Genomic DNA, 22,862 nt, shown 5'->3' on the forward strand with positions numbered 1-22,862 from the left:
AAGGCGAAAGAGCATTCCCGAACCTGGGGTGCAGGGGCTGTAGCCCCTGCTTATAGTGGGTAGGTGTAGGTTTTGCCGTCGTAGCCTTTGACGGTGAGGCTTTTTTCGTCCCGGTCCAGGATGGAGTCGGGGAGCAGAGGCACCTTGCCCCCGCCTCCGGGCAGATCGATGACGTAGGCGGGCACGCAGAGGCCGGAGAGGTGGCCGCGCAGGCCGTTGACCACGGTAAGGCCGGTTTCGATGGAGGTGCGGAAGTGGCCGGTGCCTTTGACGGCGTCCCCGTGGTGGATGTAGTAGGGGCGCACCCGGTTTTTGGTGAGCTTGCGCATGAGCTCGGCCATGGTTTCGGGGGCGTCGTTGACGCCTTTTAAAAGCACGGTCTGGCAGCCCAGGGGCGCTCCGGTTCGGTTCAAGAGCCTGAGCGCCTTTTCTGCTTCGGGGGTGAACTCTGCCGGGTGGTTGAAGTGGGTGTTGATCCAGAGTTTTTCATACTGGGAAAGCACGGCACAGAGCGCTTCGGTGATGCGCATGGGAAGGGTTGACGTCACCCGGGTGTGGATGCGGATCATCTCCACGTGGGGTATGGCGGAGAGGCGTTTTAAGATGGCGTCGATTTTTGCGTCTTCCAGGAGCAGGGGATCCCCGCCCGTGACGATGACGTCCCGCACCGCAGGGGTCTGTTCGATGTAGTCCAGGCCCGCTTCGATGGTGGCATCCGTCACCGCGCCCTGGTGCTTGCCCACCTTTCGCTTTCGCATGCAGTGGCGGCAGTAGAGGGCGCATCGGTTGGAGACGAGAAAGATGACCCGGTCCGGGTAGCGGTGGGTCAGGCCGAAAACCGGAGAATCCTTCTCCTCGCAGAGGGGGTCCTCCAGCAGGGGAGAGTCCGAAAGCTCGTCGGCGCAGGGCACGGCCTGTCGCCACAACGGGTCCCCGGGTTTTTTCATGAGTTTCAGCCAGTACGGGTTAATACGCATGGGGTAAACCCCGGCCACACGGGCGATTTCGTCCGTCTCCTCTCCCAGGACATCGGCCAGTTCTTTTGCCGATACCACCGATTTGTCGAGCATCTCTTTCCAGTTCATAAGGGCCTTTTATCACAGTTGTGATGTGAGGCACAGAGGCCGAAAGGATAGCGCATTTAGATTTTTGCCTCCGGCGGCCCTGCCGGGGGCCAAACTTTTGAAAAGTTTGATAAACAGGTTTTGTTTTTTGGGGATGCGTCCCTGCAGGGTATAGCCCCCTTTTCTTTCAAGGCGCTTATCTCCAGCCTCTGCGGGGTTGGAGATAAGCGCCTTGATTACCGGAAAGTTTTTGCGGAGCTTTTTTCAAAAAGCGACCCGCCGGAGGCAAACTGAATTGTCACAATGAGTTGGCCTTGCAGAGGCCCGGAAGGATTGTTTCCAGCTCCCGTCGTTTGAAGGGTTTTGAGAGGACCTCTGAGATACCGTTTTGTTCCAGGACGTCCGGGGTGAGGGCCTGGAGTTCGTCCTGATAGCCGGTGCAGAGCACCACGGGAATCTCGCTTCGCAGGGCCAGCAGTTCTGCAGCGAGTTCTATTCCGTTTAAAAATGGCATCATGTGATCGGTGAAGACCAGGTCGTAGCGCATGGGATCTGTGCGAAAGGCCTTGAGGGCCTCCAGGCTTCCGGAGAAGGCGGCCACCTCGTAGCCCATGCGGGTGAGGAGTTTTTCCGTGCCGTAGAGCATCTGTTCATCGTCGTCCACCAGCATCACCGTGCCCTGGGTGTGTACGTTGGGGGCGGCGGCGGCCTCCCCGGGGACGGTTGCTACCCCGTGGGCACAGGGGATGAACACCGAGAAGATGGTTCCCCGGCCCGGATGGCTTGCCACGGTGATGGCCCCGCCGTGGTTCTTGACGATGCCGTGGGACATGGAGAGGCCAAGACCCGTGCCCCCGCTCTCTTTGCGGGTGCTGAAAAAGGGGTCGAAGATTCGCTCCATGTTTTCGGGGGCGATGCCCTGGCCGTTGTCCCGCACGGTGAGACGGGAGTACCTTCCTTTGTGGAGGTCCGGGTGGCGCAGGGAGGCTTTGCGGTCCAGCTCCACGGCTTCCAGGGAGATCTCGATGCACCCCTTCTGGTTGGCCACGGCGTGACTGGCGTTGGTGCACAGGTTCATGATCACCTGGTGGATCTGGGTGGGGTCGGCCAGCACAAACCCGGCCTCTGCCTGGACGTTGAGCCGCACGTCGATGGTGGAGGGGATGGAGCTTTTCAGCAGCTGCGTGCACTCCATGAGGATAAGGCGCATCTGCACGGGTTGCATCTCCCGGTCCTTGTTCTGGCTGAAGGTGAGGATCTGGCGAACCAGGCTTTTCCCCCGGTTGACGGCCTTGAGGACCTGGGACAGGTCTTCCTGCACCGGGCTTTTGTCCTCCACCTCGTCTGCGGCAAGCTCTGTGCAGGTGGCGATGCCGCCCAAAATGTTGTTGAAATCGTGGGCGATGCCCCCGGCAAAGGTTCCCATGGCTTCCATTTTGTGGGCCTGTCGAAGCTGGGCCTCCAGCGCCTTTTCCCTCTCCTCCGCCCGTTTCCTGCGGGCGATGATGCGCATGAGGACCACGATGGTCACTGATTGATAGATGAGAAACAGGACCGTGGCCCAGATGATGTATTTGTAGCGGTAGTAGACCGTCACCGGTTCGTTGATCACCACGCTTCCCTCGGGGAGTCGTCCCATGGAGATGTCGAAGTAATCAAGCATGGTGTAATCGAAAATGGGATCCAGGAAGCTTTCCCGCATCACCGGGAGGTCATCCACCGGGGTGCCGTCAAGCACCTTGAGGGCCATGCGCGCGGCCTCCGAGGCCTGCTCCTGCACCCGCAGCATCCGGCCCCCCAAGGCCCCGTTGCCAAGGGTGTAGTCCCAGATGCCGTAGATGGGCTTTCGAGCGGCTTCAAAAATCAGGGAGAGGCCCTCGGCCACGGTGAACCGGGTTCCGTCGGGCGTGACGTAGTAAGAGAGGTAGAGGATGACGGTATGCTCGGGCAGGTCTGCCAGGGCTTTTTTCAGGTCGTCGGGAGACATCATGGAGAGGCGGATGAACTCCACCCTGGAGGCGTAGCCGGGGATGAGGCTCTCGAATTGATCACGGATGATGTGGCTGGAGGTGCCGCCCCCCGATATATAGGCCACATGGGTGGTCTCCGGGTGGATGGCCAGGGCAAGGTCCAGGGTCCCCTTGAGGTCGTAGTCCTCGGCAATGCCCGTGTAGCCGGTCTGGCCCTTAAGCATGGCCCTGGAAAAGTCGTTGACCCCGCAGAACACCACCGGAACCCCGGGGAAAAGGGCGGCCCGGTACAGAAGCAGAAAATCCAGGGCGTTGTTGTCCGAGGCGATGATCACGTCAAAGGAGACCGACGCGTACTTGAGCCGGTAGACCTCCTTGAGGGTGTCGAAGATCTCCGACGGCTTGTACCGCTTGGTGTCCATGTACTCAAAGCTGAGACGGACCGAGCTTCCCTCGGCATCCAGCACCTTTCGGATACCCTTGGTCTTCCAGTCCGACCACACATACCCGGGGCTGTATGAGTTGAGCACCAATACGTCCCGAACGTCTTTCCCCTCCGAGGCCCCGGCAGCGCGTAACGGCGCAACACAGACCCCAATACACCAGAAAAACAGTACCCACCTGCACACCATGGAACCCCCTTATGTCCTGAGCGCCCCAAACCGGCACGCACTCTTTTTCCTATGACAAATGCCCCGCAGGCGTCAACCGGGGGGCCGTGTCAGGTCAGGGCCAACGCATGCAAAAATTCAGTTGCCTCCGGCGGGTCGCTTTTTTGAAAAAAAGCTCCGCAAAAAACTTTCCTAATGCACCCGTGCGTCGTTGTGATCGCCCTTCGGGGCGATCACAACGACGCACGGGTGCGCAAATATCGTGATTGTTTTGGCGGCGCCAGGAAATGGCGATTTAAGGCCTGTTTGTCAAACTTTTTAAAAGTTTGGCACCCGGCAGGGCCGCCGGAGGCAGGTTTTCAATCGGTTTTCTGCCGATTACAGTGTCACCACCAGGTCCACCAGGGGCGCGTGCTGTTGGGCGCCGTAGACGTCGGTTTCTCCGAGTTCCCCGGAGGCCATGGGTCTTACGATGGTGGCTTTGATGGCTTTGGCGGGTTTGAACTCGATGATGTTGATGACGTCGGAGACCGGGATGCGGTAGAGCCCGGCCATGACCTCTTCGTTGATGATTTTATTGGCGCAGGCCGCTTCAAAGTCTTCCTGGGTTTTGAAGATGATATCGAAGGTCAGTTCGTAGGGGCCGGCGTTTTTGCTTCTGATGACGTCGGCAATCTCTTTGAGTGTGGTTTTCATGGGCGCTCCTCTCCAACCGTTACGTAGTCGATGGGAAACAGTTCATGGGGGTCCACCTCCACGATGTGGTAGAGGCTGAAGGCAAAGACTTCACCGGCTTTGAAGTCGGACGGTGAGTAGGGAAAGGCCAGGTTGCCCGCCGTGGAGATGCGGCCCTGGTATCCGTAGTGAAGCATGGTGGAGCGGGCGAACCCGCAGATGGTGTTGGCAATTTTCTGGGTATCGGCCACGGCCTCGATGACAATGCCGATCTCGTGGCCGGGGATCTCGGCGCAGGGTTCCAGGCTGCCCATGACCCCATTTTTGCCGTAGATCTTGAAATCCAGATGGTAGGTGAACCCGGCCTCGGAGAAGTTGTCTCTGACCCGCTCTTTGACCTCTTCGATGATGGTGTCGATCTGGGAGATCATGATGCTGTCCCGGGTGCCTGCGATGGAGACCGTGCGGTAGCCCACCCGCTTGGCCCCTTCCAGCTTGATGGTGTAGGCCTCTGAGGGCACGAACCGGGAACCCGAGACCTTGACCATGCTGTCGGTGACCTGCTCGAAGGTTGTCTCGGACAGGTCGATGAGGCCGCCGGGGCCAGGCAGGTGGTAGGGGTCGGTCTTTTCGTAGAGGGTGTGGGCAGCCACGGAGAGGGTGGTGCATTTTCGGATGGGGTTGAGAGGTTCCAGGCGAAAGTGGTCTTTGGCCAGGTACCCGAACATGCAGTCGCTGCCGCTGCCCGGGGTGGCGGCGATGGCCGCGCATTCCAGGATCTTGCCCATGTGAAGGGCCAGACCCGCATCAAAGCCCTCTTTGACGGGCAATGCGGCAAAGACCGTGGGGTCGTAGGCGCGCCCTGCGATGATCACCTGGGCTCCGTTGTCCAGGGCCGTGATCATGGGCTCCAGGCCCATCTGGCCCACGACGCGTTCGGTGCGGTCCAACTCCTCGCCGGTGAGCTCTGGGGCGGGGTGAAGGGGGCTCACCTTTCCTTCGGCCATCTTGCGGGCCACGGTCTCCTTGTCGATTTCCGCGTGGATCACGGCCATGGGAAAGGTCAGCTCCTTTTCCCGGGCGATGGCTTGGACGATCTCCACCACCTCTGCGAGATGGGGCTCTCCGCCTGCGCCTCCGGCTGTTCCCACGATGACGGGGATGCCTGCCTTCATGGCTGCTTCGATCATGACGGCCAGGTCACGCTTGACGGCCGTGGCATCGGTAAAGGAGATGCCCGCGCCCAGATAGTAGGGCCCGGGGTCCGTGGAACCGGCATCCACGGCAATCACATGGGGTTTTCGCTTCATGCCCTCCTCAAAGGAGGCCATGGGGAATCCGTATCCCAGTATGGCGGTTGGTGACAACACCCTGAGTTCTTGCATCCTGCATGATCCTTTCTCTTGATGGTGCGTACGGCCGGAGTCCGGGGGCGCTGGTGGGGCTGCGCGAGCGGGCCGGTCTCATGATCGGGCGGCATCCTGGTGCCCAGGAGGCGCATCCAAAGACATCGTTGCCCAAGAGAAATAGCAACAGCCGTACCAAATCGGGATGGCAGGGTACAATATGTTGAAATGGATGAGGTTTGTGCCGGAAATGGGGTTGGGCGTGGGACGAGGGGAAGCCTGAGATTCTCCTGCCCCGCAGGCATTTTTCTTGCGGGGCAGGAATGGGGATGGGCATCAGTGGGAGATGTCGTGCCGTTTGAGCAGGGCGTAGAGGCGGGATTGGGAGAGGCCTGCCGTTGCGCAGGCTTTTTTTACGTTGCCACCGCTGCCTGCCATGAGATCTTTAAGATAGCGGGCTTCGGCTTCGGCGCAGACGAGGTCCCGATAGGCCTGGAGGGGAGGCATGGCCTCGGGGTCGTAATGCGGGGTTACCTCCGGGCCTTGGGTATCGGATGGGTGGTCGCCATGGCTGACCCGCGCCCGTGCCACCCGGGCCCTGAGTTTCATGGGCAGGTGCTTGGGAAAGAGGGTGGGCTCATGGCGGGAGGAGATGAGGGCCTGGTCCAAAACATTCACCAGCTCCCGGACGTTGCCCGGCCAGCTGTGCTTTTCCAGGACGTCGAAGAAGTCCGAGGAGACCCCTTTCTGGTCCCGCCCCGTCTCTTTGCAGAACCGGGCGATGTGGTAGGAGGCGATCTCGCGCAGGTCGGTTCCCCGTTGGCGCAAGGGGGGCAGCTCCAGGGAGAAGGCGTGGATGCGGTAGAGCAGGTCCTTGCGGAAGGTGCCCTCCTTGACCATGGCCTCCAAGTCCCTGTTGGTGGCGCAGACCAGTCGGAAGTGGCTTGTCACCATCTCCCGGCTTCCCACAGGCCGGATGGTGTGCTCCTGCAGGACCCTCAGAAAGGCTTTCTGCAGAGACATGGGCAGCTCCCCCACCTCGTCGAGAAAGAGGGTGCCGTTGTGGGCCTGGGCGATGAGGCCGACGCGGTCCCGGTCCGCCCCGGTAAAGGCGCCTTTGACATCAGCCGAGGAGGCTCTCCACCAGGGATTCGGGAATGGAGGCACAATCCACGATGACAAAGGGGGCGTTCTGCCGCAGGCTGTTGGCGTGGACGGCCCGGGCAAAGAGCTCCTTGCCGGTGCCGGTCTCCCCGGTGATGAGGACGCTGGCGTCGCTGGCCGCAGCCCGCGCCACCAGGTCAAAGCAGTCGTTCATCACAGGGCTCTCCCCCACGATGCCCTCGCGGTTCAGGGCCACCACCGGGTTGCGCTCCATGGCCGAGACCTTTTCCCGGCGGTATTGCAAGGCACGGGCAAGGGTGAGGGTGATCTCTTTTTTCGAGGCGGTCTTTTCGATGTAGTCCCAGGCTCCGTTGATCATGGCAAGCTCGGCGCCGTCCGGGTCTCCCAGGCCCGTGAGAATAATCACCTCCGGGGCGGATGGGGCCTTCTGCAGGGTCGGCAAGGCCTCCAGGCCGTTGCCGTCGGGCAGGCGCACGTCCAGGAACACCGCGTCCACATCCCCTGCCTCGGCAAGGGCCAGCCCCTCGTGCAGGGTCTGGGCCGTCAGGGCCTCATGATCGGCGGAGCGCACCACTCTGGAAAGGGAGTAACAAAGGGTTTCGTCGTCATCGATAATCAGTACTCGGGCCATACACACCTCAAACATGCCAAAGAAAGGGCCTTTTCCGCCCAAACCAACAAGACTCATCCCGACCATACGAAACGCCCGTGTTTGTTGTCAACGCGGTTGTGCCTCAAAAGCGCATGAAGGCCTGATGAAAAAAATAAAGCGATTCAGGTGCCTCCGGCGGCAAGGTGGGGGCACCTTGAAACCCTTTGGCGAATGCATGGAGGTGTTCATTTTACGACCGTTCTCGGGGCATTCGCGTGACGTGTGACATGTGGCAACCGTTTTTGCAGGAGAGGCCCTTTTTATTGCTCTGGAGACATCGATTGACGTTGACCGGGATAACTCCGGCAGGACGGTTAAGGGCTCGGCCGTAAGCTAATCATACACCATCTCATGCTGGCCGTTTGATTTGTGATGAGAATACACCGATCGGTAACGCTCACTGCGTGTATATTTTATTTTTGCCATAGCCTTAAATCGATAATGAATAAGTGGCAACAACGTATCCTGAAACTTCGAAACGTGCGAGTCAGCCCGCACAAACCATCAGCGTTTATGTCGGGCGTAGCCCGAGCCGAAGGCCATTGCGCTTTGCCCTGAGGAACGAAGGGCAAAGCGCAATGGCAATATGCTTTCGAGGTGGCTCCACCTCGCCGCCGGAGGCTGGATTTTTTCATCCGCTTTAATTTGCGTTACAGGATGCCGTTGTTACGGAGCAGGGCGTCCACACGGGCGGAAACTTCCGGGTCTTCGATGAGGGGCGGAGCGTGGTGGGGTTTGAGTCGGGCGTCGATGATGACGGGGCCGGTGCATCCCCAGTGTTTGTGGATGGTGGTGGCCCCCACCCCGTGGATATCGTGGCTGGGGTTGGAGCGGGTGAAGGTGACCCAGAGAAAATTGTTGAGGGAGGCGGCGGCAAACTCGGCGTCCTCGGTGAGGACCACGAGGGCCATGCCCGTGGTGTCGGCCTGGGCCAGGTGAGAGGCCAGCTCCTGGACTGAGGCTTCGCCTGTTTCGGCATCGGTGAAGGGGGGCGCTTCCACCATGACCACGCCGGGCAGGGCAAGGCGGGGATTGGAAAAGCCCTCGGGCAGGGAGAGGTCCGGAGGCAGGGTGGTGGCAAGGGTCCGTTTTTTCTCTCCGGCGGCGGCAAAGACGACCTTGGAGCCTTCGTTGAGGCCCTCGGCGGAGTAGTCCAGGGTGTCCATGGTGGCCCGGGTCTGGAAGTGGATGTCCCGGGAAAAGTCCATGCGCTCCAGAAGGTGGAGCAAAAAGGCTTTTTCGTCATGGATGTCCAGGGCAGGGTTGTCCCCTTCGTCCGCGATGAAGAGATACTTGGCCAGGGAGCACTGGCCGAAGCCCAGGATGGCGTTGGACAGGGTGAGGAGCTCCATGGGCTTTTTGGCGTCGTCTTTGGCGTAGGGCACATAGGTCTCTTTGCCCATGGCCAGGAGCAGGGGGTGGACCCCAGCGGCGTCCACTGCATGGACCGCCGATACCCCGGGGATGGAATCGGGCACGGCAGGGCCGGTGATTTCGTGGATGAGGGCCCCGAAGCTGGTGTCCTCGGCAGGGGGACGCCCTACCACCGTGAAGGGCCAGATGGCGTCCTTGCGGTGGTAGACTTTTTCCACCTTCAAAAAGGGGAAAGGGTGGGTAAGGCTGTAGTAGCCGATGTGGTCCCCAAAGGGCCCTTCCGGCTTCACCGCCTTGGGATCCACGGTGCCCACGATGCAGAAGTCGGCCTCGGCCGAGAGGGTGTGGCCCCCTGTTTTGGCGTAGCGGAAACGCCGCCCGGCAAGGGCCCCTGCAAAGGCCACTTCGGGCAGGTTTTCGGGAAGGGGCATCACCGCGGCAAAGGTGTGGGCAGGCGGCCCTCCCACAAAGACGGAGACCTTCAGGGGCTGTCCCTTTTCAATGGCGTGGGCGTGGTGGCGTCCGATGTCCCGTTTGATCTGGTAGTGAAGGCCCACCTCCCGGTTTTTTTCGTAGTCATTTCCCGCCATCTGGATGCGGTACATGCCCATGTTGGAGCCCAGGATCCCCGGCTTTTTCGGGTCCTCGGAGTAGACCTGGGGCAGGAGCACAAAGGGGCCGCCGTCGTCGGGCCAGCAGGTGATCTGGGGAAGGCTGGAGAGGTCGGTGGTGCACGCCATGACAGGGGCCTCTTTTACCTTTCGGGGCAGGGCGCAGGCCGCGGCAAAGGGCAGCATGAGGTTTTTCAGCGGGTGTTTTAAAAGGGCGGCCGGGTTTGACTTGGCCTCCACCATGCGGGAGACCCGGTCCAGGGTGTGGCGAAAAATAAACCGGGAACGCTCAAGGGTCCCGAACAGGTTGGATACCGCAGGAAAGGGAGACCCCTTGACCTTCTCATAGAACAGGGCAGGCCCCCCTGCCGCATAGACCCGGCGATGGATTTCCGCCATCTCCAGGTACGGGTCCACCTCTTCTTTGATACGAATCAGGTGGCCGTTGGCCTCCAAATCCTCCACACACTCTCTCATACTGGCATAGGTCATGGTGCCTCCGGCGGCCAGGGGATGATCCCCTGGACCCCACGTTCGCCAATGCTCCCGACCTTCGTTCCTCAGGTCGATCCCATTGGCCGACGGGCTTCGCCCGTGGATAGGTTAAGATCAAAGCAGCTAATCAGGTTGTCTCCGGTTAAAGTCCCGTGGCTTCCAACAGCCTTTCATTTGTTTTCAGGTAACTATTCAGCTTATGCCTCCGGCGGCCCTGCCGGGGGCTAAACTTTTAAAAAGTTTAACAAATAGGTCATAAAAAAAGTTGCATGAATGCCGTTATAAATGCGGATGTGATTTGACCCGAGGAACGAGGGGCAAATCACATCCGCTATTTGCTTTCAAGGTGGCACACCTTGCCGCCGGAGGCCTGCCCTTTTTATTCCTCTTGAGGAAAAAGTGCGTCCGGGTTGACTTCCACACGGTGTCCGAAACCCTCGCTGTTGTCAAGGTAGAGGGCCGTCTCCGGGGTAAACCGGTACCATTTGGGTTTGCCTGCGGCGAGGAAACCGGCGAGGCTTCCCAGGTGCTGCGGGGCAAAGAGGTCCTTGAGAAAGGGGAACCGCTTCACATACCGGGAAAAGGCCCCCATGGCCCTTGGCGTCAAGCCTGCTTTGGTGATCACCCCTTCCATCTGGAGGCCTTCGATCTCCTGAAAATGAAACGGGTTCTCATGGACCGTTGCCGCAACCGTCTCTCCTTTCCCCTCTGTGATGTGTCTCGAATCCGGGCTCGAAAAAAAGTAGAGGCTCCCCTTGTGCGCCACATAATAGACAGCCGCCGCCCACGGCTTTCCGTCACAGGCCGTGGCCAGGGTCATGATGTGCGCGTGGTCGAGGAGTTCTGCTGCTCTTTTGGATGTTTTATCCATGGAGATGCCTCCGGCGGCGAGGTGAGCCACCTCGAAAGCTGATTGCCCTTGCGCTTTGCCTGACCTCAGGGCAAACGGCCGTGCGCTCGGGCTACGCCCGATATAAACGATGATGGTTTTGCGGACTGGCTCACAAGATTTAAGGGAACAGGATACGTTGTCGCTACTTGCTCATTGTCTTCCTGATGTTTCGGGCCAAATCGCAACGGTTTTTTTGGGCGAAGCCCGTCAGCACATGTGCAGGGGTGAGGAACGAGCCCCGGAGCATGTGCGAGCCTGGGGTCAAGGGGCTCGCCCCTTGCCGTCGGAGACTTTTTCTCCGCTTATTAGCTTTTCCACCGTTTTACCAGGTCTTTGGCCGGGGTGATGCCGATGTGGTCGAGGATGCGGGCCACCACGGTATCGGCCAGGGCTTCCAGGGTCTCGGGCCTGGAGTAGAAGGCCGGGGAGGCGGGCAGGATGGTTGCGCCTGCTGTGGCTGCGGCGGTCATGTTGTTGAGGTGGATGAGGCTGTAGGGCATCTCCCGGGGGACGAGAACCAGGGGGCGTTTTTCCTTCAGGGTGACGTCTGCGGCCCGGTGGATGAGGTTGTGGCCGTTGCCTGTGGCAATGGCGGCCAGGGTGGCCATGGTGCAGGGAGCCACCACCATGGCGTGGACCGGGCAGGAGCCGCTGGCCGGGGCTGCGGTGAAGTCGTTCACCGCGTGGATCTCGATGCTGTCCCGGCCGAATCCGCGCAGGGTCTCCAGGAAGGCCTCTTTTGAGAGCCCCAGCTCCTCTTTGGCAACGATGAAGGCGGCGTCTGAGGCGATGAGGTCGATGTGCGCACCGGCCTCGGCCAGGGCTTTCACCAGCCGGAGGCCGTAGAGGGCGCCCGAGGCGCCGGTGAGGGCGGTGATGATGCGTTTCATCTTAGGCGCCCCCTGTGAGGTGGCCGGCCAGGATCCCTAAGAAGAGCACCACGGAGATGATGCTGTTCATGTGGAAGAAGGCGATGTTGACGTGGGAGAGGTCGTCGGGGTTCACCAGCTTGTGTTCCACCACCAGAAGCGCTCCGATGAGGGCCACGGCCAGGCCGTAGGGCCACCCCAGGCTGAACACGGGCCAGAGCAGGAGCATGAAACCAAAGGTGGCGACGTGGATCCAGGTGGAGATTTTCAGGGCCTTTTTGATGCCCATGGTGGCCGGGATGGAGTGGAGGCCCTTTTCCCGGTCGAAGTCGCTGTCCTGGCAGGCATAGAGGATATCAAAGCCTGCGATGTAGGTGAGAAGGGCCAGGGTCAGGATGAGGATACCGCCGGAAAAGCCTCCGGTGATGGCGATCCAGGCACCCAGGGGTGCCAGGGAGATGGCAAAGCCCAGGTAGATGTGGCAGAGCCAGGTAAATCGCTTGGTAAAGGAGTAGGCCCCCAGAAGGACCAGCACGGGAAAGGAGAGTTTAAAGCACAGGGGGCTGAGCATGGCCGCGGCAAAGACAAAGAGCAGGGAGGATCCGGCCACCACGAGCCAGGCCTCTTTTTTGCCGATCTCGCCTTTGGGGATCTCCCGCATGGCCGTGCGGGGGTTGCTGCTGTCGATGTCGGCATCCACGATGCGGTTTACGCCCATGGCGGCGGTGCGGGCACCCACCATGGCCACCAGGATCCAGAAGAGTTTTCCGATGGTGAGGGGAGCTTCGGCGGTGGCAAGGACCACGGCGGAGAGGGCAAAGGGAAGGGCGAAGATGGTGTGGCTGAACTTGATCATGCGCCCGTAAACGATGAGGGTCTCTTTGACTTTTGCGGCAGAAGGGGAGGTGAAGGCCGCTGTGAGCCGATTACGAAGTCTGTCCATCAATATCAATACCGTCAATGTAGGTGCCGCAGAAGCTGCAGCGGTTGTCCTTGATATCCACGGCCGTAAGCCGGTACCCCGATCGCTGGATCACCGCTTTGCCGCAGCCGTAACAGAAGGTGTTTTCCCCCGTGTTGTGGGGAAGATTGCCCGTGTATACATAGCGCAATCCGGCTTCGATGCCAATATCCCGAGCCATGAGGATGGTTTCCATGGGGGTGGGGGGATGATCGGTCATGCGGTAGGTGGGGTAGAAGCGGCTGAGGTGCCAGGGGGTGTCGATGCCCGGCCCTTCTGCAATGAATCGGGCGATCTCTTTGAGTTCATCGGCGCCGTCATTGAGGTCGGGGATCACCAGGGTGGTGATCTCCAGGGCCACCCCTTGTTGTTTCAGGTAGAGGATGGCGTCCTTGACGGGTTCCAGGGATGCCCGGCAATAGCGGGTGTAGAAGGCCTCGGTAAAGGCTTTTAAGTCCACGTTGGCGCTTGTGAGGTACGGGGCCAGAAGGTCGATGGCTTCGAAGGTGAGGAAGCCGTTGGTGACCAGGATGGTGAAGAGCCCCCGGCTCCGGGCCAGGCGGGCGGTTCAGGACAACCGGCGGGGCGGCGGGTTGGGCGTCTAGGTCGAGGCAATGCTGCGGCCCGGGCTCGGCACTCGGCGCCGTCGCCCCTACGGGGTGACGGTGATGCCTGTGCGGCCGTTGTCGTCCGGTGCGAGCTGGGAGATTTCGGCGTTCTGGCAGAAGCTGCAGCTGAAGTTGCAGCCCACGGAGGCCACGGAATAGGAGAGGCTCCCCGGGGCCAGGTGCCAGATGGGCTTTTTTTCCACCGGGTCGGAGGCGGCGGCCACCAGCTGGCCGTAGACCAGGGAGACAAGGGTGCCCCCCTGGTTTTCCCGAACACTGCACCGTCCCCTTTGGCCTTCCTTGATGGTACAGCGGTGGCTGCAGAGGTTGCAGCGCACCGCATTGTTTTCCAGTCGTTCATACAACAGGGCTTCGACCATGATGGGCTCCTTGGCCACAAGGGGGGTTATCGGGGATCGGGTTTGAAGTATTGCTCCCCGATGCTCATGTTCCGTGGGTGGGGCTTGTCGGCGAACAGCGTCAGGGGACGGGTGGTGAACCGGGGGACCAGGCTGACGGACAGGCCGGTGTACGCCCCGTAGGGCAGACGGTGGAAGAGACGCCCCAGGAGCCGGCCTCCCGAGGGAGGGTGATAGGTAATGGTGCGGGAGGTCAGGGGCACCTTGCCCAAAAGGCCCCGGATGATCTGCCGGACCTCCCAGGTGGAGAGAAACCGTGCCTTGGCATAGACGGCATTGCCGTGGAGACCCTTGCCCAGGGAGGGCACAGCTCCTAAGGAGAGGCGGTTGAAAAAGCCGATGTAAAGGCGGTCCTTGGCCACGCGCGCTGCCTCGGCGATCACTTTCTCCGGGGAATCCACGAACTCCAGGGTGAGGTTGAGGACGGCAAAGTTGAAGGCGTTGTCTTCAAAGGGCAGGGCTTCGGCGCTTCCCTTGAAGAGATCGGCGCGGTGGTTCAGCTTTTCTCCGGCGATATCCAGCATGTAGGTGGATGCGTCCAGGCCGGTGAGGTCCAGGCCCGGCTTGATGTGGTCCAGGCAGGCAAGGGTGATCCCGGTTCCGCAGCCGATGTCCAGGAGCCGGTCTCCATAGGCCGGCTTGATGAGCTTCACCATCAGCTGGCTTTGGCGCTCGGCTGCGTCCCGGTGCCGATCCATTTCAAGCCATTGGGCATATTGCCCGGCTTCCTGAAAGTTGAATACGTGTCCCATGGCTGTAAAGGTAGAAAATTGTGAGTGTTTTATCAATCATTATTGACGGCTGAGCAAAAAAATCGGGCCCGGCCGACCCCTTGATCTCAGTCGGACTTCTCTGCTGCGACCCGGATGGTGAGGTGCAGATGACAGCCCCGCTTGCTGTAGGCCATGTTGTGGCAGTATTTTCTCATGATTTCAATGCCTCGTCCCCCCTCGGAATCACTGGCAGCCTGGCTGTCGATCATGGTCTGCCAGTCAAATCCCGGCCCCTTGTCTTCAAATTCCATGTGAACGGTGTCGTCGGCCAGGAAGATGGAGAAGCGGACCTGGGCGTCGGGGGAGAGGGACGAGCCGTGACGGACGGCGTTGGTGAGCCCCTCCCGCATGGTGATGATGATGGCAAAAAGAGCGTTGGAGATGCCGCGCTGCCTGCAGAATGCCGTGACTTCATCCACGGCGCGGTCCACCAGGGCGAGGGAGGCCTGCATGTCGATTTCCAGGCCGTCAGCTTTTTTTGTCACGACAAAAGGATTCATAGGGCTCAGATCTCCATGGCGAGGATGACCACGTCGTCTTCCTGGGCTTCCCGGTTGGGGCAGAGGTAATCCGAGACGGAACGGGGAGCTGCTGTGATGGGCTCGGATCGCGCCCGGTCGCAGGCTTCGAGCATCTTTTCCGTTTCACTGTGCCAGACTTTTTTGGTGGAGGGGGACTCCACCAGACCGTCGGTATAGATGTACACCCGGTCGCCCTTGGAGACGGTGAGGGTGGTGAGGCCGAACAGGGCGCTCTGGAACATGCCCATGGGGTCGCCGTCGGCCCCCACGAGCTCGGGGGGACCGCCCTGGGGCACGTAGCAGACAGGCGGATGCCCTGAAAAGACGATCTCCATGATCCCTTTACGTCGGTTCAGGCGTGCGTAGCAGGCGGTGAGGTACTTTTCTGCCGGGAGGATCTCCACCAGGACCCCGTTGATGAGGTTCATGCTCTCCAGGGGGGTGTAGATCTGGGTGCAGTTCTGTTTGAGGAGTCCCTTCACCGAAGAGGTGAGGTAGCCGGTGCTGATGTCGTGGCCTGAAAAGTCGGCGATGAAGTACCCGTAGATGTGGTCGGAGATGTGGAGGACGTCGTAGAAGTCACCACCGGCCTCGTGGAGGGCCAGGTAGTGCACGCCAAAGCGGGCGCCGGGCTCCTGCTCGGGGGTGATGAGAAAGGAGGCCTGGGCCTCGGTGAGCTGGCGAAGCTTTTCCGCCTGGCTGTTGATCAGGGAGTTGGTGGCGATGGAGAGCTTCAGATGGAGGCTGACCCGGGCGGAGAGTTCCTCGGGGTGGAAGGGCTTGGTGATGTAGTCCACGGCCCCTAAGTTGAACCCTTCGATCTTGGAGTCGACATCGGTGAGGGCCGTGAGGAAGATGACTGGAATCGCCGCGGTGCGGGCATCGGACTTAAAGTGCTTGATGACGTCGAACCCGCTTTCACCCGGCATGCAGATATCCAGGAGGATGAGGTCGGGGGGCTCTTCATCGGCCAGGTGCCGTGCCTCTTTACCGGAATCGGCCGTGACGATGCGGTATCCCTCCTTTTGGAGGGTCTTGGCCATGAGCAGACGGTTCACGGAGTTGTCGTCGGCGACCAGAATGGTGAAGCTGGGGGACATGGCTCACCTCGATGGGGGACGGCCTGCCGTCGGCGTGTGGTCAGGCTGTCTTGGCGTTCAGGGCGTCTTTAATATCTCCCTTCAGGGTTTCGATGGATTCCAGGACAGGGCCAAGGCTGTCCAGGGTGTGTTCTCGTGCCGCGGTTTCGATCTCTTTGGACAGACGATAGATTTCGGTAAAACCCAGGTTACCGGCGGATCCCTTAAGGGAGTGGGCCGCCTCGGTGAGGGTCTGCATGTCGTGGCCGTCGATGGCCTGCTTGAGGCGTGTGATATCGGCTTCCGCCGTTTCCAGGAAGAGCTCAACGATTTCAAGGAACTCGTTCTCTTCCAGGCCGAGATCTTCTCCGATTGCTTTTAAATCCATGGGTGTCAGTCCTTCGATCGCCCGTCAGGGTGGCTGGTCGGGGCAAAACAGGGTCATGTCGGTTGAACGACAGGGGCCGATTTCCAGCCGTGGCGGGAAATCATGCGGAAGGCCGGTGCAGGGCCTTGTCGGTCGGGGCTGTGTAGCGCTCGCATCGCTAATTATAGCTGTGGCGTCATCGGGGTGCAAGGTGATTTTCCGGATGGGGAAGCGGGCAACCACTTGACAGGAGTAGGGAAACTCTATATATCAATAAATCTTGATATATGGATATTTTCACGGCAGGGGGATCCTTCGGGGATGAAAAGTCTGATCTATTTCAAAGCCATGGCGGACAGCACGCGCATCCGCCTTTACCATATCCTGCTGCACCATGAGATGAGCGTCAACGAGATCGTCGGGCTTATGGACATGGGGCAGTCACGGATCTCCAGGCACCTGAAAATCCTCACGGATTGCGGGCTCCTCTCCTGTCGGCGCGACGGGGTGTGGGCCTTTTATTCGGCAGCCAACGAAGGGGCAGGGGCCCTGGTGGCCACCCTGGTGGAGTCGTTGTCACAAGGGGAGTCCCTCATGGAGGACGACCTTGCCCGGGCCGAAGCCATCGTCTTTGAGCGCAGGCTCCGCCGCCAGAAATTCTTTGATGACATCGCCCCCCGATGGGAACACCTGAAAGTGGACCTCATCGGCGACTTTGACCTGAACGAGGCCCTCATGGCCGATATCCGGCCCTGCAGCACGGCCGTGGACCTGGGGTGCGGCACCGGGGCCCTCATGGCTCGGCTCTCCGAGCGGGTTTCACAGGTGGTGGGGGTAGACAGCTCCTCCAACATGCTCAAGGAGGCGGAAAAAAGGCTACAGGCCCTGGGCGGCGGCTTCGACCTGCGCCTCGGGGAACTCGAACATCTCCCCATGGGGGACGGGGAAGCGGACCTGGCGGTCATCTCCCTTGCCCTGCACCACCTGGACAATCCGCGCCTGGCCCTCAACGAGTCCGGGCGGGTGGTGGCCGACGGGGGGCGGCTCCTCGTGGCCGAGTTTGGCCGGCACGCCGACGAGTCCCTTAGGGACCGCTTCGGAGATCGCTGGCTCGGTTTTTCCCAAGCAGAGCTTTTGGCCTGGATCCGCGAGGCCGGGTTTGCCGTGGAGAGCACCCGGCATTTTGCGCCTGCCCGGGGGCCAGCGGTGATGATCTGCCAGGCGGTGAAAGCCGACGGCGGCAAGGTGGGGCAACCTGATTAGCGAGCAACTTTTGTAACTGTTCAGTGGAAAAAAAACAGCCTCCGGCGGCAAGGTGTGCCACCTTGAAAGCTGGTAGCGGATGTGTTTTGCCCCTCGTTCCTCGGGTCAAATCACATCCGCATTTAAAATGGCATTTGTTCAAACTTTTTATATATACCGAATTAAAACAACCCAAAGACCAAACAGTCATTGACTACAGACATTCTTTAAGGAGGACGCGACATGGCGTTTCAGGAACTCGATTTGACCCTTTCACACAAGGTGGCCGATATTTCCCTGGCGGACTGGGGCAACAAGGACATGCAGCTCTCCGAGCTGGAGATGCCCGGCCTCATGGCTTCCCGCGAGAAGTACGGACCCGAAAAGCCCCTGGCGGGCCTCAAGGTCACCGGCAGCCTTCACATGACCATTCAGACGGCCATGCTCATTGAAACCCTCAAGGAGCTCGGGGCGGACATCCGCTGGGCTTCCTGCAACATCTTCTCCACCCAGGACCACGCAGCCGCAGCCATTGCCGCCAACGAATCCGCCAAGGTGTTTGCCTGGAAAGGCGAGACCCTGGAAGAGTACTGGTGGTGCACCGAGATGGCCCTGACCTGGCCTGACGGAAGCGGTCCCGACCTCATCGTGGACGACGGCGGAGACGCCACCCTGCTGATCCACGAAGGTGTGAAGGCCGAGAAAGACCCCTCCCTCCTCGACCGTGAGCCCGGCAACGCCGAAGAAAAGTGCCTGCTGGACCGCCTGAAGGCCGCTTACAAAGTGGATCCCACCAAGTGGACCAAGATGGCTGAAAAGATCAAAGGCGTCTCCGAGGAGACCACCACCGGCGTACACCGCCTCTACCAGCTGGAAGAGCGCGGCGAGCTTCTCTTCCCCGCCATCAACGTCAACGACTCCGTCACCAAGAGCAAGTTTGACAACCTCTACGGCTGCCAGGAGTCCCTGGCCGACGGCATCAAGCGTGCCACAGACATCATGCTGGCCGGCAAGGTGGTCATCGTCCTCGGTTACGGCGACGTGGGCAAAGGATGCGCCCGCTCCATGCGTGGTTACGGTGCCCGAGTCCTGGTCACCGAGATCGACCCCATCTGCGCTCTTCAGGCCGCCATGGAAGGCTTTGAGGTCGTGACCCTGGAAGACGCTGTGGGCCAGGGCGACATCTTCGTCACCTGCACCGGCAACTACCACGTCATCACCGGTGCCGACATGGAGAAGATGAAGAACGAAGCCATCGTCTGCAACATCGGCCACTTTGATAACGAGATCGACATGGCCTACCTTGAGTCCAACGACGGTTGCACCAAGCTCAACATCAAGCCCCAGGTGGACAAGTGGACCCTGAACTCAGGCCGCTCCATCATCGTCCTGGCCGAAGGCCGCCTGGTGAACCTGGGTTGCGCCACCGGCCACCCCAGCTTTGTCATGAGCAACAGCTTCACCAACCAGACCCTGGCCCAGATCGAGCTGGCCACCGGCAACTACGAGGTGAAGGTCTACACCCTGTCCAAGAAGATGGACGAAGAGGTGGCCCGTCTCCACCTTGACCGCCTCGGCGTCAAGCTTTCCACCCTTACCAAGGCGCAGGCAGACTACATCAACGTGCCCGTGGAAGGTCCCTACAAGGCGGATCACTACCGTTACTAAGGGCCAAAAGCCAGCCTCCGGCGTGCAGGGGATAAATCCCTTGCACCCCAGGTTGCGAATGCTCTGGGCCCTCGCCCGTAAAAAACAAGAAAGCCCGACACCATGATTTAATGGTGTCGGGCTTTTTTATTGTAACCATTCCGTTCTTTTTAGCGCTCCTCGGCAGAGCCGCCTGGGGCTATCACTGAATGGTTCTTTTTGGCTCTTGAATTGTGCTGCCTTTTGAAAGGGGCGCGAGGAACGCGCCCCGGAGCATGTGCGAACCTATGCCTTGTTTTTCTCGATGAGGGCCAGGGTCTTTTCGACGATGTTGTCGGCTGAGAACCCGAACTCTTTGAGGAGGGTGCCGCCGGGGGCGGAGGCGCCGAATCCCTCCATGGAGATGACGGTGCCCTTGTCTCCCACGTACCTTTCCCAGCCCATGGCGATGCCTGCTTCCACGGCCACGCGGGTCTTGACCTCGGGGGTGAGGACCCAATCCTTGTAATTCTGGGGGTTCATGTCAAAGAGCTCCCAGCTGGGCATGCTCACCACGCGGGCTTTGACGCCCTTTTCAGCCAGCTTTTCGGCGGCTTCCACGGTGATGTGCACCTCGGAGCCGGAGGCCATAGAGATCCTTCGTCGGGGGTTCCCTCGGTGTCCTTGAGGATGTAGGCGCCCTGAAGCCTCGGCCTGGCTGCGGTCGGAGACGGGCAGGCCCTGGCGGGAGAGAATAAGGGCTGTGGGGCCGTCGGTGATCTTGAGGGCCACACGCCAGGCGTCGGCGGTCTCGGAGGCGCATCCCGGTCGCAGGACGGTGAGGCCGGGGATGGCGCGCAGGGCGGCCACATGCTCCACGGGCTGGTGGGTGGGGCCGTCTTCGCCTACGGCGATGCTGTCGTGGGTGAACACGTAGATGATGGGCAGCTTCATGAGGCTGGCCACGCGGATGGCCGGGCGCATGTAGTCGGCAAAGACGAGGAAGGTGCCGCCGAAGGGGCGGACGCCGCCGTGGACGAACATGCCGTTCATCACGGCCCCCATGGCGTGTTCACGGACGCCGAAGCGGATGTTGCGGCCTTCGTAAGCGCCTTTCTGGAACTCACCGCAGTCGTTCATGAAGGTGTTGTTGGAGGGCGCCAGGTCGGCGGAGCCGCCCACAAGGCCGGGCAGGTTGGGGGCGATGGCGTTGAGGACCTTGCCGGACGCAGAGCGCGTTGCGATCTTGCCGTCTTCGGGGGTGAAGGTGGGGATCTCCTTGTCCCAGCCGAAGGTGAGGAAGCCGCTGACGCCGTCCACCCACTGGTTGGTGCGCTTGGGGTGGGCCTTGGCGTAGGCGTTGAAACGTTCCTGCCACTGGTTTTCGGCCTCTGCACCTTTTTCAATGCAGGCGGAATAGACGGCCTTGGCCTCTTCGGGTACGAAGAAGGGCTCGGTGGAGGGCCAGCCCAGGGCTTTTTTGGTGAGGAGGATCTCCTCTTCGCCCAGAGGGGCGCCGTGGGCACCGGATGTGCCCCCTTTGTTGGGGCTGCCGTAGGCGATGGTGGTGCGCATGAGGATGACGGTGGGCTTCTCGTCCTGGGACTTGGCTTCGGTGAGGGCCGCGTCGATGGCTTCGTGGTTGTTGCCGTCTTCTACGCGGATGGTGTTCCAGCCGCAGGCTTCGAAGCGGGCTGCCACGTCTTCGGTGAAGGCGATGTCTGTGCCGCCCTCAATGGTGATCTGGTTGTCGTCGTAGAGACAGGTGAGCTTGCCCAGGCCCATATGGCCGGCCATGGAGATGGCCTCCAGGGCCACGCCTTCCATGAGGTCCCCGTCACCGCACATCACGTAGGTGCGGTGGTCCACGATGGTGTGCTCGTCGGTGTTGTAAGTGGCAGCCAGGTGGCGTTCGGCCATGGCCATGCCCACGGCGTTTGCAATGCCCTGGCCCAGGGGCCCGGTGGTCACTTCAACCCCGTTGGTGTGCCCGTATTCGGGGTGGCCGGGGGTCTTGCTCTCCCACTGGCGGAAGGACTTGAGGTCGTCCAGGCTCAGGCCGTATCCGGTGAGGTGGAGCAGGCTGTAGAGCAGGGCCGACCCGTGGCCGCCGGAGAGGACAAATCGATCGCGGTCGGGCCAGGCGGAGTTTTTGGGGTTGTGGGCGAGGTGTTTGGTCCAGAGCACATAGGCGGCCGGTGCCAGCCCCATGGGGGCACCCGGGTGGCCGGAGTTGGCCTTTTGAACCGCATCCATGGCCAGGGTGCGCAGAGTGTTGATGCAAAGATCGTCAAGGGTGAGCTGGCTGTCGCTCATGGCGTACTGTCTCCTTACTGAGTATTACAAACTGAAAAATAGAGTATGGCAAACGTCTTGGGGCAGACCGACACCTGGCCTCACCGGAGACGGGACGCGGCAACGCTCCTTAAATACACGCAGAAGCGCGGCTCAGGTCTCCTCCGCGGGGAGGCGTCCTTTCCGGGGGCGCGGATGTCGATTTGCCCGAATGATTCGTTGAGCCACTGGTTTTACAGGGGGCGCTCCCCTTTGTCAAACCAAATCAATGGATTACAGGGCCCGCAAATGCTCCGGTTTCAGGGCCACTTTTCCCTCAAGGGCCCGATTGATAAGGGCAAGGGTCTTCTCCTTCTCTTCGGGCAGTTTGGCCCGGATGGGAAGGTAATTTGATGCGTGGTTGGAGTGGAAGAGGCCGTCGGTCATGTGGGTGGCTGCGATCATGGCACCCAGCTCATGGAGCAGCTCGTCTGGCTCCAGCACGGGAAATTTGCCGTCCAGGTGATCCTGGTACAGGGGGGTGCCAGGGGTGAGCATGAGGCTCAAGGCCCCCACGTACTCGGGATCGATGGCCGAGATGACCCGACCGGTCTCCCGGGCGTGGACCATGGAGCGTTTGCGGCCAGCGATGCCCAGAAGGACGGTCACCGAGAGTTTGATGCCGGCGGACCGGATCTTGGTGCCCATCTCGATCATGCGGGCGGAGTCCGCCCCTTTTTTGATGGCGGTAAGGGTCTCGTCGTCACCGGTTTCAAGGCCCATGTAGGCGATGGAAAGCCCCAAGTCTTTCAGCTCTTTGAGTTGTTCCACGCTTTTTTTTGCGATGCTCTTGGTGTTGGCGTAGGTGCCCACCCGTTCCACCCAGGGGAGCTGTCGTCTGATCTCTTTCAAGATGTGCACCAGACGTTTCTGGGGCAGGATGAGGGCGTCGCCGTCACAGAGGAAGAGGCGCCGGATGTGGCGGTGGTGCTTTGCCGCAAAGGCGAGGTCCTTCATGATCTGCTCATCGCTTTTGATCTTGAAGATTCGCTTTTCCTTGTACATCTCGCAGAAGGTGCACTTGTTGTGGGAGCAGCCCACCGTCACCTGGAGCAGGATGCTGTAAGCCTCCGAAGGGGGCCTGAAAATCATGCCTTCATAATCCATGCCGTACTCATTCATAGCGTGTGTCCGATCGTGTGTGGAAGCGCGCTCTCCGCCCGGGTTGGACGGGCGCGGCTTCGGTCGTCGTAATAAATCCGGTGCAGCGGGCTCCGGGCCGGTGGAGGTGGCCGGGATGCCTGGCGC

Annotated in this window: 20 protein-coding genes; 2 read left to right on the forward strand and 18 right to left on the reverse strand. The window is 60.6% G+C overall.

Annotated elements, in window-relative coordinates; all coding sequences use genetic code 11:
- Nucleotides 1–50 precede the first annotated feature (50 nt).
- The 16 genes from ACOYW2_RS26765 to ACOYW2_RS26840 all read right to left on the reverse strand — a co-directional run bounded on the left by ACOYW2_RS26765 (nt 51) and on the right by ACOYW2_RS26840 (nt 16,433).
- Nucleotides 51–1,085, reverse strand: a complete 1,035-nt coding sequence (locus ACOYW2_RS26765; RefSeq protein WP_482768553.1) for a KamA family radical SAM protein — start codon at nt 1,083–1,085, stop codon at nt 51–53.
- Nucleotides 1,086–1,362: 277 nt separating this feature from the next.
- Nucleotides 1,363–3,564, reverse strand: coding sequence for an ATP-binding protein (locus tag ACOYW2_RS26770; protein WP_482768554.1), 2,202 nt, complete (start codon nt 3,562–3,564; stop codon nt 1,363–1,365).
- Nucleotides 3,565–4,023: 459 nt separating this feature from the next.
- Nucleotides 4,024–4,341 carry a DUF4387 domain-containing protein gene (locus ACOYW2_RS26775; protein ID WP_482768555.1) on the reverse strand — a complete coding sequence of 106 codons (318 nt, stop codon included), beginning with the start codon at nt 4,339–4,341 and terminating at the stop codon, nt 4,024–4,026.
- The gene (locus ACOYW2_RS26780; protein ID WP_482768556.1) at nt 4,338–5,705 is read right to left on the reverse strand and encodes an acyclic terpene utilization AtuA family protein; all 1,368 of its coding nucleotides are present in this window, start codon (nt 5,703–5,705) and stop codon (nt 4,338–4,340) included. Before ACOYW2_RS26780 ends, ACOYW2_RS26775 begins: the two co-directional genes overlap by 4 nt.
- Nucleotides 5,706–6,002: 297 nt before the next feature.
- The gene (locus ACOYW2_RS26785) at nt 6,003–6,833 is read right to left on the reverse strand and encodes a sigma 54-interacting transcriptional regulator (RefSeq protein ID WP_482768557.1); all 831 of its coding nucleotides are present in this window, start codon (nt 6,831–6,833) and stop codon (nt 6,003–6,005) included.
- A complete protein-coding gene (locus ACOYW2_RS26790) occupies nt 6,790–7,422 on the reverse strand; it encodes a sigma-54-dependent transcriptional regulator (protein WP_482768558.1) in 633 nt (210 codons plus the stop codon). Before ACOYW2_RS26790 ends, ACOYW2_RS26785 begins: the two co-directional genes overlap by 44 nt.
- Nucleotides 7,423–8,093: 671 nt before the next feature.
- The gene (locus tag ACOYW2_RS26795; RefSeq protein ID WP_482768559.1) at nt 8,094–9,920 is read right to left on the reverse strand and encodes a UbiD family decarboxylase; all 1,827 of its coding nucleotides are present in this window, start codon (nt 9,918–9,920) and stop codon (nt 8,094–8,096) included.
- Between the two features lie 382 nt (nt 9,921–10,302).
- Nucleotides 10,303–10,794, reverse strand: a complete 492-nt coding sequence (locus ACOYW2_RS26800) for a pyridoxamine 5'-phosphate oxidase family protein (protein ID WP_482768560.1) — start codon at nt 10,792–10,794, stop codon at nt 10,303–10,305.
- 326 nt (nt 10,795–11,120) lie between these two features.
- Nucleotides 11,121–11,705 carry a UbiX family flavin prenyltransferase gene (locus tag ACOYW2_RS26805; RefSeq protein ID WP_482768561.1) on the reverse strand — a complete coding sequence of 195 codons (585 nt, stop codon included), beginning with the start codon at nt 11,703–11,705 and terminating at the stop codon, nt 11,121–11,123.
- A 1-nt stretch (nt 11,706) separates the two neighbouring features.
- Entirely contained in the window at nt 11,707–12,627 is a 921-nt protein-coding gene (locus tag ACOYW2_RS26810) for a UbiA-like polyprenyltransferase (RefSeq protein ID WP_482768562.1), read from the reverse strand.
- The gene (locus tag ACOYW2_RS26815; RefSeq protein ID WP_482771091.1) at nt 12,611–13,204 is read right to left on the reverse strand and encodes a radical SAM protein; all 594 of its coding nucleotides are present in this window, start codon (nt 13,202–13,204) and stop codon (nt 12,611–12,613) included. Before ACOYW2_RS26815 ends, ACOYW2_RS26810 begins: the two co-directional genes overlap by 17 nt.
- Nucleotides 13,205–13,297: 93 nt before the next feature.
- Nucleotides 13,298–13,633 (reverse strand): hypothetical protein, encoded by a 336-nt coding sequence (locus tag ACOYW2_RS26820; RefSeq protein ID WP_482420727.1) that lies wholly within the window; start codon nt 13,631–13,633, stop codon nt 13,298–13,300.
- Between the two features lie 26 nt (nt 13,634–13,659).
- Nucleotides 13,660–14,370, reverse strand: coding sequence for a class I SAM-dependent methyltransferase (locus tag ACOYW2_RS26825; RefSeq protein WP_482768563.1), 711 nt, complete (start codon nt 14,368–14,370; stop codon nt 13,660–13,662).
- 140 nt (nt 14,371–14,510) lie between these two features.
- The gene (locus ACOYW2_RS26830; RefSeq protein WP_482414292.1) at nt 14,511–14,945 is read right to left on the reverse strand and encodes an ATP-binding protein; all 435 of its coding nucleotides are present in this window, start codon (nt 14,943–14,945) and stop codon (nt 14,511–14,513) included.
- 5 nt (nt 14,946–14,950) lie between these two features.
- Complete coding sequence (locus ACOYW2_RS26835; protein WP_482414293.1) at nt 14,951–16,066, reverse strand: response regulator; 1,116 nt, start codon at nt 16,064–16,066, stop codon at nt 14,951–14,953.
- Nucleotides 16,067–16,106: 40 nt separating this feature from the next.
- Nucleotides 16,107–16,433, reverse strand: coding sequence for an Hpt domain-containing protein (locus ACOYW2_RS26840; RefSeq protein WP_482768564.1), 327 nt, complete (start codon nt 16,431–16,433; stop codon nt 16,107–16,109).
- Nucleotides 16,434–16,733: 300 nt separating this feature from the next.
- On the opposite strand from ACOYW2_RS26840, the gene ACOYW2_RS26845 reads away from it, so the two are divergent.
- Nucleotides 16,734–17,675: an ArsR/SmtB family transcription factor gene (locus tag ACOYW2_RS26845; protein ID WP_482768565.1), complete on the forward strand. Its 942-nt coding sequence runs from the start codon at nt 16,734–16,736 to the stop codon at nt 17,673–17,675.
- 222 nt (nt 17,676–17,897) lie between these two features.
- Nucleotides 17,898–19,322 (forward strand): adenosylhomocysteinase, encoded by a 1,425-nt coding sequence (ahcY, locus tag ACOYW2_RS26850; RefSeq protein WP_482768566.1) that lies wholly within the window; start codon nt 17,898–17,900, stop codon nt 19,320–19,322.
- Nucleotides 19,323–19,586: 264 nt separating this feature from the next.
- Here ahcY and tkt read toward each other — a convergent pair whose 3' ends face one another.
- Both tkt and ACOYW2_RS26860 read right to left on the reverse strand, forming a co-directional pair.
- Nucleotides 19,587–21,596 (reverse strand): transketolase, encoded by a 2,010-nt coding sequence (gene tkt, locus ACOYW2_RS26855; protein WP_482768567.1) that lies wholly within the window; start codon nt 21,594–21,596, stop codon nt 19,587–19,589.
- Nucleotides 21,597–21,848: 252 nt separating this feature from the next.
- Nucleotides 21,849–22,721: a radical SAM protein gene (locus ACOYW2_RS26860; protein WP_482771092.1), complete on the reverse strand. Its 873-nt coding sequence runs from the start codon at nt 22,719–22,721 to the stop codon at nt 21,849–21,851.
- Nucleotides 22,722–22,862: the final 141 nt, after the last annotated feature.

It is taken from the genome of Desulfoluna sp. CLI2B, assembly GCF_056847375.1.

Excerpts from the sequence above, each read along its gene's own strand:
- ACOYW2_RS26820 (WP_482420727.1), bottom strand. The coding sequence starts at position 13,633 with ATGGTCGAAGCCCTGTTGTATGAACGACTGGAAAACAATGCGGTGCGC.
- ACOYW2_RS26825 (WP_482768563.1), bottom strand. The coding sequence starts at position 14,370 with ATGGATCGGCACCGGGACGCAGCCGAGCGCCAAAGCCAGCTGATGGTG.
- ACOYW2_RS26800 (WP_482768560.1), bottom strand. The coding sequence starts at position 10,794 with ATGGATAAAACATCCAAAAGAGCAGCAGAACTCCTCGACCACGCGCAC.
- ACOYW2_RS26830 (WP_482414292.1), bottom strand. The coding sequence starts at position 14,945 with ATGAATCCTTTTGTCGTGACAAAAAAAGCTGACGGCCTGGAAATCGAC.
- ACOYW2_RS26780 (WP_482768556.1), bottom strand. The coding sequence starts at position 5,705 with ATGCAAGAACTCAGGGTGTTGTCACCAACCGCCATACTGGGATACGGA.
- ACOYW2_RS26835 (WP_482414293.1), bottom strand. The coding sequence starts at position 16,066 with ATGTCCCCCAGCTTCACCATTCTGGTCGCCGACGACAACTCCGTGAAC.
- ACOYW2_RS26795 (WP_482768559.1), bottom strand. The coding sequence starts at position 9,920 with ATGACCTATGCCAGTATGAGAGAGTGTGTGGAGGATTTGGAGGCCAAC.
- ACOYW2_RS26810 (WP_482768562.1), bottom strand. The coding sequence starts at position 12,627 with ATGGACAGACTTCGTAATCGGCTCACAGCGGCCTTCACCTCCCCTTCT.
- ACOYW2_RS26805 (WP_482768561.1), bottom strand. The coding sequence starts at position 11,705 with ATGAAACGCATCATCACCGCCCTCACCGGCGCCTCGGGCGCCCTCTAC.
- ACOYW2_RS26845 (WP_482768565.1), top strand. The coding sequence starts at position 16,734 with ATGAAAAGTCTGATCTATTTCAAAGCCATGGCGGACAGCACGCGCATC.
- ACOYW2_RS26775 (WP_482768555.1), bottom strand. The coding sequence starts at position 4,341 with ATGAAAACCACACTCAAAGAGATTGCCGACGTCATCAGAAGCAAAAAC.
- ahcY (WP_482768566.1), top strand. The coding sequence starts at position 17,898 with ATGGCGTTTCAGGAACTCGATTTGACCCTTTCACACAAGGTGGCCGAT.
- ACOYW2_RS26840 (WP_482768564.1), bottom strand. The coding sequence starts at position 16,433 with ATGGATTTAAAAGCAATCGGAGAAGATCTCGGCCTGGAAGAGAACGAG.
- ACOYW2_RS26765 (WP_482768553.1), bottom strand. The coding sequence starts at position 1,085 with ATGAACTGGAAAGAGATGCTCGACAAATCGGTGGTATCGGCAAAAGAA.
- ACOYW2_RS26790 (WP_482768558.1), bottom strand. The coding sequence starts at position 7,422 with ATGGCCCGAGTACTGATTATCGATGACGACGAAACCCTTTGTTACTCC.
- ACOYW2_RS26860 (WP_482771092.1), bottom strand. The coding sequence starts at position 22,721 with ATGGATTATGAAGGCATGATTTTCAGGCCCCCTTCGGAGGCTTACAGC.
- tkt (WP_482768567.1), bottom strand. The coding sequence starts at position 21,596 with ATGAGCGACAGCCAGCTCACCCTTGACGATCTTTGCATCAACACTCTG.